13 protein-coding genes are annotated in these 13,466 nt (G+C 74.0%); all 13 read left to right on the forward strand.

Going from position 1 to position 13,466, the window contains the following annotated elements; genetic code table 11:
* Nucleotides 1-35 precede the first annotated feature (35 nt).
* The 13 genes from OIM89_RS18005 to OIM89_RS18065 all read left to right on the forward strand — a co-directional run bounded on the left by OIM89_RS18005 (nucleotide 36) and on the right by OIM89_RS18065 (nucleotide 13,460).
* A complete protein-coding gene (locus OIM89_RS18005) occupies nucleotides 36-740 on the forward strand; it encodes a hypothetical protein (protein ID WP_247860789.1) in 705 nt (234 codons plus the stop codon).
* A 591-nt stretch (nucleotides 741-1,331) separates the two neighbouring features.
* Nucleotides 1,332-2,081: a hypothetical protein gene (locus OIM89_RS18010; protein ID WP_030697636.1), complete on the forward strand. Its 750-nt coding sequence runs from the start codon at nucleotides 1,332-1,334 to the stop codon at nucleotides 2,079-2,081.
* An 11-nt stretch (nucleotides 2,082-2,092) separates the two neighbouring features.
* Nucleotides 2,093-2,920, forward strand: coding sequence for a hypothetical protein (locus OIM89_RS18015; RefSeq protein ID WP_030697635.1), 828 nt, complete (start codon nucleotides 2,093-2,095; stop codon nucleotides 2,918-2,920).
* Nucleotides 2,917-4,215 carry a CpaF family protein gene (locus OIM89_RS18020; RefSeq protein ID WP_030697634.1) on the forward strand — a complete coding sequence of 433 codons (1,299 nt, stop codon included), beginning with the start codon at nucleotides 2,917-2,919 and terminating at the stop codon, nucleotides 4,213-4,215. The genes OIM89_RS18015 and OIM89_RS18020 overlap by 4 nt, the downstream gene beginning before the upstream one ends.
* A 5-nt stretch (nucleotides 4,216-4,220) precedes the next feature.
* Nucleotides 4,221-5,228 (forward strand): type II secretion system F family protein, encoded by a 1,008-nt coding sequence (locus OIM89_RS18025; protein WP_175457825.1) that lies wholly within the window; start codon nucleotides 4,221-4,223, stop codon nucleotides 5,226-5,228.
* Entirely contained in the window at nucleotides 5,225-6,148 is a 924-nt protein-coding gene (locus OIM89_RS18030; protein ID WP_023418857.1) for a type II secretion system F family protein, read from the forward strand. Before OIM89_RS18025 ends, OIM89_RS18030 begins: the two co-directional genes overlap by 4 nt.
* A 65-nt stretch (nucleotides 6,149-6,213) precedes the next feature.
* A complete protein-coding gene (locus OIM89_RS18035; RefSeq protein ID WP_023418858.1) occupies nucleotides 6,214-6,462 on the forward strand; it encodes a hypothetical protein in 249 nt (82 codons plus the stop codon).
* Nucleotides 6,463-6,561: 99 nt separating this feature from the next.
* A complete protein-coding gene (locus OIM89_RS18040) occupies nucleotides 6,562-7,077 on the forward strand; it encodes a TadE family protein (protein ID WP_078857982.1) in 516 nt (171 codons plus the stop codon).
* Complete coding sequence (locus OIM89_RS18045) at nucleotides 7,077-7,577, forward strand: TadE/TadG family type IV pilus assembly protein (protein ID WP_030697631.1); 501 nt, start codon at nucleotides 7,077-7,079, stop codon at nucleotides 7,575-7,577. The genes OIM89_RS18040 and OIM89_RS18045 overlap by 1 nt, the downstream gene beginning before the upstream one ends.
* Nucleotides 7,574-8,035, forward strand: coding sequence for a pilus assembly protein TadG-related protein (locus OIM89_RS18050; RefSeq protein ID WP_030697630.1), 462 nt, complete (start codon nucleotides 7,574-7,576; stop codon nucleotides 8,033-8,035). The genes OIM89_RS18045 and OIM89_RS18050 overlap by 4 nt, the downstream gene beginning before the upstream one ends.
* 962 nt (nucleotides 8,036-8,997) lie before the next feature.
* Nucleotides 8,998-11,946 carry a BTAD domain-containing putative transcriptional regulator gene (locus tag OIM89_RS18055; protein ID WP_264491425.1) on the forward strand — a complete coding sequence of 983 codons (2,949 nt, stop codon included), beginning with the start codon at nucleotides 8,998-9,000 and terminating at the stop codon, nucleotides 11,944-11,946.
* A complete protein-coding gene (locus tag OIM89_RS18060; protein ID WP_030697628.1) occupies nucleotides 11,943-12,671 on the forward strand; it encodes a prepilin peptidase in 729 nt (242 codons plus the stop codon). Before OIM89_RS18055 ends, OIM89_RS18060 begins: the two co-directional genes overlap by 4 nt.
* A 129-nt stretch (nucleotides 12,672-12,800) precedes the next feature.
* On the forward strand, nucleotides 12,801-13,460 hold the full coding sequence (locus tag OIM89_RS18065; protein WP_264491426.1) for a flavin reductase family protein: 660 nt from the start codon (nucleotides 12,801-12,803) through the stop codon (nucleotides 13,458-13,460).
* The last annotated feature ends 6 nt before the right edge of the window (nucleotides 13,461-13,466 follow it).

Consider the following 13,466-nt stretch of genomic DNA (forward strand, 5'->3'; position numbering starts at 1 on the left):
ACGTCCCCTCCTCCTAGGTGAAAGATTCGCGCCCCATGCCACAGAAGCGGTCCAGTCCCGGCCCGTCCCAGCTCGCCGAAGCCGTCAGGCCGGTGATCGACTCGGTACTGCCCGGGGCCGAGGTGACCCTGATCAGTTCCCCCCTGTCCGTCCACGGCGTGGCTGTGACGGCCGTCAGCTCCGAGGACACGCGTACGGCCGACCAGCTCTACGACGCCTTCGCCTTCCGCCTCCGGGAGGACGGCTGGTCGGTGGACGAGCGGCCGAGGGCGGCGGACGAGCCGTACGTGGTGGCGGGCAAGGCCGGCCTGGGTGCCGCCGGCTTCAGTTGCCGACCGGGAGGGGTCTCCTTCAGCCTGCTGCCGGACGGCGGCCGCGAGAGGCCGGCCGGGGAGGAACTGCCCGACGAGCGGGAAGCGGCACAGCGAGCGGTCGCCGCCGAGATCCGGGAGGCGATCGGGGCGGTCTTCCGGCGCCCCGTCCACCCGGACGACCTCTTCGGCGACCCGGAACCCGGTTCTGTACGGGTGGCCGGGTGGCCGCGGGGCGGTGACGGGCCGGAGAGCGAGACGGCGTTGGAGGCGAGTTGCGCGTATCTGCGGGAGCGCGGCTGGCAGGCACTCCCCGAGTCGACTGACAGCGACGACCGTTCCGTGCGCCTCTACCGGGAGGGAGTCAAGGGCGCCCACCTGTACGCGGCCAACGGGCAGCTCGTCTTCACGGGGGAGGTCAGGGGGTGAAGTCGACGCGGAAGCCCGGATTCCCAGGCGGGCGACGTACCGGCGGGCGGCGGTGAGGTGGATGCCGACGTCCGGCGCAGCCTCGCGAATCTGGTGCGAGCGAGGGGGGCGCGGGCTCGACCGGCGTGAGGTCACGACGTCGGTGTCCACGAAGTGCCTGCGCGACGCCGAGTGGAAGGAGGGCGAGGACGACAGCTGGTGACCGGCGGCCCGGTGACGTTCTGGGGAGATTCTGGGGAGATGCGGGGACGGAGGTGGCTCGCGGAGGGCCCGTGCGCGGGGCGGGGGTCCCCTTCGGGTGGGTGCGGAAGTAGGTGTGACGAGGTTCCAGGGGCGGGCCGGGAACCGCCCGCCCCGTCTCCGGCGTGAAAAGCACCAGTCCGGCAGGTGCTCCTGAGGGCGGTTCAGCCCTTGAGGCCGCCCCGCCCGCTGCTGATACGGTGCGATGGCCCGACGCGTGACCATGCGCGGCGCGCCGGACCGCCAGACGGGGTGGGGCGCGGCGGACGACCGCAGGTGGTGTCACCACCTTGCGGACCGGGCGGGCCACGGTGTCATGACGACAGATTCTTGGGTACGGGGAGCGGCTGCGTGAAGATCCAGGAGCGTGCGGGCGGGGGCAACAACCGGGCCTCCGCACCGGCTCAGCCGGGTGCGGGGGAGCGGCTTCCCACGCCGCCCAGGGAGCGCAAGCCGGCCCTCGCGGCCCTCGCCGTCCTGCTCATCCTCGTAGGCGCCCTCGGCGCGACCGTGCTGGTGCTGCGCGCGGGTGACCGAATATCGGCGGTCAAGATCGAGAAGGAGATCCCGGTCGGGGCCGCCGTCACCGACGACGCCGTGACCGAAGTCCTGGTCGCCGCCGACGAGTCGGTGAACTACGTCGAGTGGTCGCAGCTCGCCTCGCTGAAGAAGCTCAAGGCCAAGTACACGATCCCGAGCGGTGCCGTCGCCGTCGGGGAGATGTTCGCCGAGGGCACCGGCCTGCCCGAGGGCAAGGTCAACGTCGGCCTCTCCCTCAAGGAGGGCCAGTACCCGTCCGGGCTCAAGCCCGGTGACACCGTCACCGCGTACCGGGTGGGCGACGCCGCCGCCAAGTCGCGGAACGACGGGGCCGAGACCGGCTCCGGTTCGGCCGCGGGTGCCCCGCTGGTCGAGAGCGCCCAGATCGCGCTGGTCAGGGAGGCCGAGGAGGGCACGGTCAGCTCCGGCACCCTGCCCGTCACGGTCACCGTGGACAAGGCTGTCGCCGGACCGCTCGCCCAGGCGGCCAACGCCGGTGAGGTCGCCCTGGTGCGTCTGCCCGCCGGCAGCGCTGCCGGCGGCGCCTCCGACGGCAGCTGAGGGGGCCCGCCATGGCCTTGATCGTCCTCGCCGCCGACAAGGGATCGCCCGGTGTCACCACCGCCGCCGTCGCCCTGTCCGCCGTCTGGCCGCGCCGTGTCCTGCTCGCCGAGACCGACCCGGCCGGCGGTGACCTGCTCTACCGCAGCGCCGCCGCGCACGGGGGCTCGCTCGACCCGAACACCGGCATGCTGTCGATAGCCGCCACCGCCCGGCGCGGCCTCGTCCCCGATCAGCTCTGGGACCACACCCAGCCGCTCTCCGGCGGACTCGACGTGCTGGTCGGCATCGGCAGCGCCGAGCAGGCCGCCGGGTTCACCGGCCTCTGGCCCACGCTCGGCCAGTCCTTCGCCCAGCTCGGCGACTCCCCGCACGCCCCGGCCGACGTCATCGCCGACTGCGGGCGGATCAGCGGCGACACCGCCGCCGTCGAACTCTTCCCGTACGCCCAGCTCGTGCTGCTCGTCTCGCGGACGACCCCGGAGGCGCTGGCGCGCGTACGGGACCGGGCCAGCCATCTCACGCAGCGGCTGCACGGCGGGCCGCGCGGGGCCGCGGGGATCGCGACGCCGCTGATCGGGGTCGTGCTCGTCACCGACCCGGGCGGCTCGGCCAAACTCGTCCACCAGGTCAACGACATGCTGGTGGCCGGACAGACCGGGGCCCGCGTCGTCGGCACCCTCGCCGAGGACCCGGCCGGGGCCGACCAGCTCGCCGGGCGCCGGCGCGGGCGGCTCGACAAGTCGCTGCTCATCCGGTCCGCCCGGAAGATCAGCGCCGACCTGTACCAGCAGTTCGGCGCCGCCTGGAGCACCCCCGCCGCGGGGGCCGGGCGATGAGCGTCGACCACCAGCTCGTCAAGCGGTTCCGGCAGGAGGCCGGCGACCGCATCGCCGAGCAGCGCCGCCTCGACCAGGTGTCCGGCGTCGCCGCGATGTCCGGCGAGGACGAGCGGCAGTACGCGCGCGCCGTCATCGCGCAGATCCTGGAGGAGTACGCCCGCGCGGAGATCAACGCCGGGCGCACCCCGCTGGACGCCGAGACCGAGGAGCAGTACGCGGCGGCCGTGCACGCGGCGCTCTTCGGCGTCGGCCGGCTCCAGCCGCTGCTGGACGACCCCGAGGTCGAGAACATCGACATCAACGGCGCCGACCAGGTCTTCGTCGGGTACGCCGACGGCCGTGAGGCCAAGGTCGACCCGGTCGCCGACTCCGACGAGGAACTGGTCGAGCTGATCCAGATCCTCGGTGCCTACTCCGGTCTCTCCTCGCGCCCCTTCGACTCCGCCAACCCCCAGCTCGACCTGCGGCTGCCCGACGGCTCCCGGCTCTCCGCCGTCATGGACGTCACCCGCCGCCCGGCCCTGTCCATCCGCCGCGCGCGCATGGGCAAGGTCTTCATGTCGGACCTGGTCGGCAACGGCACCCTCACCCCGGAGGTCGGTCACTTCCTGGCCTGCGCGGTCCGCGCCCGGAAGAACATCATGATCGCCGGGGCCACCAACGCCGGAAAGACGACCCTGCTGCGGGCGCTGGCCAACGAGATCCCGCCCGCCGAACGCCTCATCACCGTCGAACGCGCCCTGGAGCTGGGCCTCGACACCTTCGCCGACCTCCACCCCAACGTGGTCGCCTTCGAGGAGCGCCTGCCCAACTCCGAGGGCCAGGGCATGATCTCGATGGCCGAGCTGGTCCGCCGCTCCCTGCGCATGAACCCCTCGCGGGTCATCGTCGGTGAGGTCCTCGGCGACGAGATCGTCACCATGCTCAACGCGATGTCGCAGGGCAACGACGGCTCGCTCTCCACGATCCACGCCAACAGCTCGCACGAGGTCTTCAACCGCATCTCGACCTACGCCCTCCAGGCCAGCGAGCGCCTCCCCATCGAGGCCAGCCAGATGCTCGTCGCCGGAGCCGTCAACTTCGTCGTCTTCATCCAGCGGCGCAACAACTACCAGACCGGCGGCCGGCTCCAGCGCATGGTGACCTCCATCCGCGAGGTCAACGGCGTCGACGGACGCGTCCTGTCCAGCGAGATCTTCGCCGAGACCCCGGACGGACGCGTCGTCCCGCACGCCCCGATCGCCTGCCTCGACGACCTGGTGGCCTTCGGCTACCGGGGGAACTGGGCGTGAGCCGCATGAACCGTCCCCTGCACCTCGCCGCCGGCCCCCTCGACGGCATGGGCGGCCTCTTCTCCCTCCCCGTGCTCTACGCGCTGGGCTGCGGCCTCGCCGTCGGCGGCGGCATCGCCCTGCTCGTCACCGCCATCCGCGGGCTGCCCGCCAAGCCCGAGCACGAGAAGGCCAAGGCCGGTGAACGCGCCGCCGAACTGCTCCGGTTCGCCGGACAGCGCGGCTCGCTCGCGGCCGGCGTCGGCCTGGTCGTTCTGCTGGTCACCCGCTGGGCGGTGGCCGGTATCGCCGCGGGCGTCCTCGTCTTCTTCTGGGACAAGCTCTTCGGCGGTGCCGCCGAGGAGCGGGCCGCCATGCGCCGGGTGGAGGCGCTGGCCTCCTGGACCGAGTCGCTGCGCGACACCATCGCCGGCGCCGTCGGCCTCGAACAGGCCATCCCTGCCTCGGCCCGCGCCGCCGCCCCCGTCCTCCGTCCGCACCTGGACGCCCTCGTCGACCGGCTGCGCTCGCGCACCCCGCTGCCCGAGGCGCTCCAGCACCTCGCCGACGAGATCGACGACGCCTCCGCCGACATCATCGTCGCCGCGCTCATGCTCAACGCCCGGCTGCGCGGGCCCGGTCTGCGCCAGGTCCTCGGCGCGCTCGCCAAGTCGGCCCGCGAGGAGGTCGACATGCGGCAGCGCGTCATGGCGCAGCGCTCCTCGACCCGCCGCTCCGTGCAGATCGTCGTCGCCGTCTCGGTCGCCTTCGTCCTCGGACTCGCCGTCTTCAACCGGGACTTCGTCGCGCCGTACGGCACCCCCGTCGGCCAGGCCGTACTCGCCTGCGTCTGCGGCCTCTTCGCGCTCGGCTTCTGGTGGCTGCGCAAGCTCTCCACCATCGAGACGCCGGAACGCTTCCTCGTCCGCGACCAGCCCGCCGTCCAGCAGTTCGTCCGGCCCCGCACCCCTGACGCGCCGGGCCAGGCCGCGCCCTACGGCGCCGCCCCCGAGCAGGAAGGGACGCGGCGATGAGCCTGACCACGCCGATCCTCATCGGTGCCGTCCTCGGCCTCGGCATCTACGCGCTGGTCCGCGCCCTGATGCCGGCCAAGTCCAGCCCCGTCGCCCAGGTCGCCCGCATCGACGCGCTCCGCGCCCGGGGCAGTGCCTACTCCTCGGGACGCGGCGCCGGCGACAGCACGGGCCGCCTCGACACGCTGCGCTCCAAGGTCGGTACGCGCGTCGCCGAGCTCTACTTCCAGCAGGGCTGGGAGCAGCGCTCGCTCCGTGCCGACCTCGCGGTCCTCGACCGGAGCTGGGAGAAGTTCCTCGCCACCAAGGTGCTGCTGGCGGGGGCCGGGCTCTTCTTCGGCCCGTTCCTCTTCGTCATCGTGTGGCGGCTCGGCTTCGGCTCCAGCCCGATCATCCCCGTCTGGATGGCGCTCGCCTTCGCCCTGGTCTTCTTCTTCCTGCCCGACCTGGAGGTCCGCCGGGACGCCGCCGACCGCCGCCGCGACCTGCGGCGCGTCATCGGCGCCTACCTCGACCTGGTCTCCATGAGCCTGGCGGGCGGCCGCGGCCTGCCCGAGGCGCTGATGGCGGCCGCCGAGGTCAGCGACGGCTGGGCCGCCAAGCGCATCCGTAACGCCCTCAACGACGCCCGGATCACCGGGCACAGCCAGTGGCAGGCGCTCGGTGAGCTCGGTGAGGAACTGGGTATCGAGGAGCTGAAGGACCTGGCCGCCTCGCTGGCCCTGGTCGCCGACGACGGCGCCAAGGTCCGCGAGTCGCTGGCATCCCGCGCGGAGACCATGCGGCACCGCGAGATGGCCGAGATCGAGGGCGCGGCGGGCGAGAAGTCCCAGTCCATGCTCGTCGCCCAGCTCCTGCTCTGCGCCGGCTTCCTCGTCTTCCTGATCTTCCCGGCCGCCATGCGTGTGTTCCAGGTCTGAACCGGCTCCTCACACCCGCCCACCCGACCTCGACCGACCCCACCGACCATCCGAGAGGACTCGCCATGCGATTCGGACGGAGCTTCAGCCACCCCGCCGTCGACTTCCTGATCACCTTCCTCCAGGCGCGCGTCGAGCGCGCCCGTGACGAGGACACCGACCGCGGTGCCTCCGCGGTCGAGTGGGTCATCATCTCCGCCGTCGTCGTCGCCATCGTCGGCGTCGTCGCGGCCATCCTCAACGCCGCCCTCAGCGAGGGTGCCAACAAGGTGGGCGACTGCATCAAGGGCGCCGACGCGGGCAGCACCTGCTGACCCCGCCCCTCTCACCCCGGACGCCCCGGGGTCCGGGCCGCGCGCCCGGACCCCTTGCCGTCCACCCATGAGTCCGCCTGTCCCAGGAGCCCCGAACCCGTGCAGCCCGTACCGAGAAGGCCAGGCCCCCGAGGGGATGCCCGCAGACCGCGCCGTGCCGTGCCCGCGCGCGGCTCGGCCCTGCGCCGGTTCGCCGCCTCGCGGCGGGCGGCGGCCAGGGAGTCGGGCGACAGCGGCATGACGGCGATCGAGTTCGTCTTCCTCACCCCGATCCTCTTCTTCATGATCTTCGCGACGGTCCAGTTCGCGCTGTACTTCTTCGCCGACCACGTCGCCCAGGCCGCCGCCCAGGCCGGGGCCCGCAAGGCCCGCGCCACCGCCGACGAGAACCCCGGGGGCTGGCGCGGCGAGGCCCGCACCGTCACCAACGCCTACATCCGGCAGCTCGGGCCGCAGCTCGTCGTCAGCCCGAACGTGACCATGCTCCAGCCCGAACCGAACACCGTGGGCGTGGAGATCACCGCCCGCATCCCCACCGTCTTCCCCGGGCTCGACCTCACCGTCCACGCGCAGTCCTCCGGCCCGGTCGAGCGCTTCGTCGAGGAGGGCGGCTGATGACTCCGCCGGCACCCACGGCACGTACGGCACGCAGGACGCGCCTGGCCTCCCTCGTACGGGACCGCCGGGCCAGGCTCCTCGGCCGCCCCGGGGCCTCCCGGCCCGCCGCCGACGCGGGGATCTCCACCATCGAGGTGGTCATCCTCGCCCCGGTGATGATCCTCTTCATCCTCGTCCTGGTCGCCTTCGGCCAACTGGTCGACGGACGCGGCGCGTTGGACGGGGCCGCCCGGGACGCCGCCCGTGCCGGGTCGATCCAGAAGGACCACGGCACCGCCCTCGCCGAGGCCCGCCGGGCCGCCGAGGCCAACCTCGCCGACGTCTGCGCCGGCCCGGTCAGCGTGCGCCAGACCAGCGCCGGGTTCGAGCCGGACACCCTGTTCACCGTCGAGGTCAGCTGCCAGATCCGGGGCCTCGCCATGATCGGCGTCAACGTCCCCACCACGCTCACGGCGAGCTTCAGCTCGCCCCTGGACCCGTTCCGGAGGACGGCGTGACGATCCCCGCGCGCCTGCGCGCCGCCGTACGCCGACGCCGGCCCGACGACCGGGGCTCCGGAGCCGGGGCCGTCATCATCTTCGCCCTCGTCTTCCTCACCCTCGCCGCCTTCGTCATCGACGGCGGACTCTCCATCTCCAAGCGCGAACGCGCCGCCGACATCGCCGAACAGGCCGCCCGCTACGCCGCCCAGGACATCGACCGGGAAGCCCTCTACGAGGACGAGGGCGGCCCCGCTCCCATCAACTACGCCAACTGCGGGGCGCGCGTGCGCCAGTTCGCCGCCGAGATGGGCATGAACGGGGCCGACATCGCGGCCAGCGGCTGCGTGGCCGCCTCCGTCGACCAGGTCGAGGTGGAGATCCAGCTCACCTACGACCCCGTCTTCACCGGAATGTTCTACGGCGGGGCCGTCACCGTGAAGGGCCGCTCGGTCGCCGAGAACGCCGTCGGCTGAGGCTCGCCTCCCGGCAGGGGCTCGCCTCCCGGCTGGGGCTCGCCTCCCGGCAGGGGCTGGGACCGGCTGGGCTCCGTCGCGACCCGCACCCCCTCGACCGTGCCGGTCACTGATTGGCCTCAAGCGCCGGCCGGGCTAAGTTCGGTTGCGCTGCGGCCGGGCCCGCCGCCGTCTGCCCCGCCGTGACCCTGCGGGTCACTGACTGGCCTCAAGCGCCGGCCGGGCTGTCAAGGTCGCGGTTCCTCCGGCACGGGGGTGGGGCGGGGCCGCGCCGGGGTACCTCCTCACAAACTGCATGGTGCGGGGTCAATTGGAGTATGGCGGCCGTGTGTGCAGTTTGCTGCGGGGGCACCCCGACACGTCCCCACCCCACGGTCTCGTACGCGGCCGACCGCCGGGGGAGGGGATGAGGCCGTCCCCGATACCGGGCTTCTCCACAGCGGCCACCGTCGTCACTTCAGTTGGTCACACAGATCAATGGGTGGCGGTCTGTCTTTTCTCCTCCCACCGGCGGGACGACGCCGGCGAGACGGAAGGGCGGGGTCGTGCCGGGGTGCCCCCGCAGCAAACTGCACACACGGCCGTCTTGAAGCGACTGACCCCGCACCTTGCAGTTTGTGAGGAGGTACCCCGAGCCGGCCCCGCCCGACCCAGACGGCGAACGAACCGCGAACCCCTACAGCCCGGCCGGCGTTTGAGGCCATCGGTGACCGGCACGGTCGACAGAGGCGTGGGCAAAGGACAAGCCCAGCCCCGGATGCCCCCGGCAGGGAACCGCCACCCCCAGTTCCCGGTCCCTAAAGACAAGGGGGAATCCCCGCCCCCAAGCGGGAACCCCGCGGGTCCAGACCCGCATCCCTTCGACAGGGTCATGCCGACTAAGTAGGCTCAGGCCACACCCAACCCGACCCCGTACGACAGGCGGCGAAGCCGCCCCCGTACCCGTCCACAGGACTGTGCCCATGGCCCGCCGCACCCCCCACAGCTCGACGCGTTCGACGCATGCGACGCGACAGCCGCAGCCCCAGCCGCTGCCCCGCACGCGGCGGACCTTCGGCGACTTCGCCAAGGCGGTCCTCGCCTTCCTGGCGCTGGCCGTGCTCGTGGTCGGCGTGCCGCTGGCCCTGGCCTCCGTGATCGGCTGGCCGCTGCCGGACGAGGCCCCCTCGCTGGACATGCTCCAGCAGGAGATCACGGTGGACACGTTCCTGAACGTGCTCGCGGTCGTGGTGTGGTTCGCCTGGGCGCAGTTCACCGCCTGTGTGCTGGTCGAGGTGAAGGCGGCGCTCTCCGGCGTGGGGCTGCCCTCCCGGGTGCCGGGCGCGGGCCCGAGCCAGGCGCTGGCCCGTCAACTGGTCGCCGCCGTCCTGCTCCTGGGCGCGACCGCCGCCAGCTTCTCGCCCGGACTGGGCCAGCTCGGCCAGCAGCTGGAAGGGCACCAGCAGCCCGCCGCCGCGGCTGCCCAGCAGACCCCGGGCCTCTTCGGCCAGGACCGGACCGCCGCCCAGTCGGCCGCCTCCGCCGTCGCCGAACAGGCGGGCGCCCAGGCGGAGCAGGCCGCTGCCAAGCCCGCCGCGGCCAAGGGCGACACGAAGTACTACCGCATCCAGCCGCCCGAGGGCCGCCACCACGACTCCCTGTGGGAGATATCGGAGCGCCACCTCGGCGACGGCCGCCGCTACCACGAGATCTACCAGCTCAACAAGGACCGGGTGCAGCCCGACGGTTCGCGGCTCTCCGAGGCCAGCCTGATCCGGCCGGGCTGGATCATGGAGATGCCCGCCGACGCCACCGGCGGCGAACTGGTCGAGATGCCCGACGAGGCCCCCCAGGTCTCCGAGGAACTCCGCGAGCAGATCGCCGACTACGCCAAGTCCGGCGACACCGCCACCGGCGGCGGCTCCGCCGCCCAGGAGCAGAAGCCGGACACCGGCGCCACCGACCGCGACACCCAGCAGATCTCGATCCCGACGGAACGCCCGGCCGAGCAGCCCCAGACGGCCGCCCCGGCCGCCGAGGGCTTCTCCTTCGGCCTCCCCGAGGCCCTGATCACCGCGCCGCTGCTCGCCGCCGGCCTCCTCGGCGCCCTCGGCCGGCGCCGCCGGGCCGCCCTGTGGCAGTCGGCGATGAGCGCCGTCGGCGGCCGCCGCGGCATGGAGCCGCCGGTTCCGGCCGGCTCCGCCGCCGACGTCCAGGACGCCCTGCTGATCGGCGCCGACTCCGAGGGCGTACGCCTCCTCGACCGCTCCCTGCGCGGCCTCGCCGCCTCGCTCGCCGACGAGTCGCGCCCGCTGCCCACCGTCTACGCGGCCTGGCTCAGCGACGGCGACCTCCACCTCCAGCTCGCCCAGCCCGCCGGGGAGCCGCCCGCGCCGTGGCAGACCGGCCAGGACGAGACCTTCTGGATGCTGGCGCGGGCCGACGGCGAGCGGTACGGCGACAGCGAGGCGGCCGCGCCCTTCCCGGGCCTGGTCTCGCTCGGCACGCTCGACGACTCCCGCCTCCTGCTCAACCTGGAGGCCGTCCCCGGCATCGTCTCGCTGAGCGGCGCCGCCGCCGACCGGGACGCCGTCTTCGCCTCGGTCGCCGCCGAACTGGCCACCAGCGGCTGGTCGGACCGGATGACCGTCACCCTGGTCGGCTTCGGCGAGGAGCTGACCGCCATCGCCCCGACCCGGCTGCGCCACCTCGACGGGGTCCCCGCGCTGCTGGAGACGATGGAGGCCGAGACCCGCCAGCGGCGCGGCGCGCTCGGCACCGCCGGCCACGACTCGGTCCTCACCGGTCGCACCGGCCCCGCCCAGCACACCCGCTGGGCCCCGCACCTGGTCCTGCTGGCCGCCGAGCCCACCGCCGAACAGGCCACCCGCCTCGCCGAACTGGCCGCCGACGCCCCGCGCCTCGGCTTCGGCTACCTCATCGGCACCGAGAGCGGCGAACTCCCCGGCGCCGCCTGGGAGATGGAGATCACCCCGGAGGGCCGCCTGCTCGCCCCGCTGCTCGGCCTGGAGCTGGACGCGCAGCGCGTCGAGGCCGCCGAACAGCGCGCCCTGGTCGACCTGTTCACCACCGCCGACCCGGACCACGAGCCCGAGCCGGGCGCCGCCCCGCCGCCCTTCCTGGTCGACGTCACCGAACAGGGCCGCCCGGCCGTCTACGCCCGCATGGTCGGCCCGTACGAGATCATCGGCATCGACGCGCCCGACGGCTCCCGCTCCGTCCTGCTCCACGAGGCGCTGGCCCAGCTCCTGCTGCACCGCGAGGGCGTCCACGTACGCGTGCTCGCCTCGGCGCTCTGGCCGCGCGGGGTCACCGAGGACGTGCGGGACGCGCTGGTGGACCGGCTGCGCGACTGGCTCGGCACCGACGAGGACGGCACGCCCCGCCTGACCACCGACGAGGCGGGCCGCCTCCACCTGGCCAAGTCCGTCGTCTCCGACCTCGACGTGCTCCGCTCGCTCTACCACGAGGCCACCCAGGGCCGTGGCGCCACCGACCGTGCCGTGCGCGGCCGGGCCCTCACCGACGCCCTCGGCCTGGTCCGCGGCCCGCTCCTCGCCGACCGGCCCGAGGGACGGTACGGCTGGCTCTCGCACGAGATCGTCGACGCCCAACTGCCGCTCCTCGTCGCCGACATCGGCCTCGCCCTCTCCGCCTTCCACCTGGAGAAGGAGCGGGCCGGCAAGGCCATCGAGGCGCTGGAGCGCGCCCTGTCCACCGCCCCCGACGACGAGCGCCTCTGGAACGAACTGCTCCGCGCCACCCACGCGGGCGGCGACACCGAGGCCCTCGCCCGCCGCGCCGCCGGCCTGGTGGCCCGCAGCGGTGCCCGGGGCCTGCCCCCGCGCACCGAGGCCCTCCTCGACGAGCTCCTTCCGGCCTGGCGCGACACCGCGTCCGCCGCCGGGTGACCGGCCCCCTCTGGCTCGCCCCGCTCGCCGCCCTCTGGGGCGCGGGCTGGGGCGCGCTGCTGCCCCGCGCCGCGTACCGCTTCGCCGCCCCGGCGGGCGAGGAGTGGCACACCGCCTGCCCGGACGGCCACCCGCTCGGCGGCTGGCTGGGCGGGCCGAACTGTCCCGACTGCCGTACGCCACTGGGCCGCCGGGCGCTCCCCGTACTCCTGACCGCCGCCCTCTGCGCCGCCCTCGCCCTCACCACCGGACCGCGTCCCGAACTGGCGGTCTGGCTGCTCGCCGCCCCGGTCGGCCTGCTCCTCGCCGTGGTCGACCTGCGCGTCATGCGGCTGCCCGACCCGCTGACCCTGCCGCTCGCCGCCGGGGTCCTCGCCCTGCTGGGGGTGGCCGCCGCCCTGCCCGGCGCCGCCGGCTCCTGGCTCGGCGCCCTGTACGGCCTGCTCGCCCTCGGCGGCGGCGCCTTCGTCCTCTTCCTGATCAACCCGGACGGCTTCGCCTTCGGCGACGTGAAACTCTGCCTCGCCCTCGGCGCCGCCCTCGGCTGGTACGGCCTCGGCGCCGTCTTCCTCGGCGCCTTCGCGGGGCTGGTCGTGGGCGCGGTCCACGGCCTGTTCCTCGTCCTGGCGAAGGGCGCGGGCCGCCGCACCGCCTTCGCCTTCGGCCCGAGCCTGCTGGCGGGCGCGTACGGGGTGCTGCTGGTGGCGGGGGCGGCGGCCGCCTGAGCCGGGTGGCCGCAGCCCGGAAACGCCAGGTCGCATTCCCGCCAGCGCCCCCGCCCCGCCCGCGAGAGGGTCGCAGAGGCCGCGCCCCAGCGCGGACCCTCCGCCGGAACTCCGCGAAAGGCGCCGCCCATGCACGTCGTCCCCGGACTCAAGGTCCTCTACTTCGGCACCCCGGTGGTGCTGGTCAGCACCCGCAACGAGGACGGCACGGCCAACCTCGCGCCGATCTCCTCCGCCTGGTGGCTCGGGCAGTACGCCATGCTCGGCCTAGGCGACGCCGCCCGGACCACCGCCAACCTGCTGCGCGAGCGCGAGTGCGTCCTCAGCCTCCCCTCCTCGGCCCTGGCGGACGCGGTCGACCGCCTCGCCCTCACCACCGGCAGACCCGACGTCCCGGAGAAGAAGGCGAAGCAGGGCTACCGGTACGAGCCGGAGAAGTTCGCGGCCGCGCACCTGACCGAGCAGCCCTCCGACCTGGTCCGCCCTCCCCGCGTCGCCGAGTGCCCGGTCCAGCTGGAGTGCCGGGTCGTCGCGGCCCACCCCTTCGGCGGCCCGGCATTGCACGCCACCGCCTTCCAGGCCGAGGTCCTGCGCACCCATGTGGAGGAGGACCTGGTCGTCCCGGACACGCACCACGTGGACCCGGAGGGCTGGGACCCGCTGATCACGAAGTTCTGCGAGTTCTACGGCGGCGGCCACCGGCTGCGCCCCTCGCGGCTGGCGGACGGCTGGAACATGCCCCACCAGCGCCCCGGAGGCGAGCGAACCGCACGAACGGGTACGGCGTAGTCTGAG

It is taken from the genome of Streptomyces sp. BI87 (assembly GCF_025957665.1).
GTDB lineage: Bacteria > Actinomycetota > Actinomycetes > Streptomycetales > Streptomycetaceae > Streptomyces > Streptomyces albidoflavus.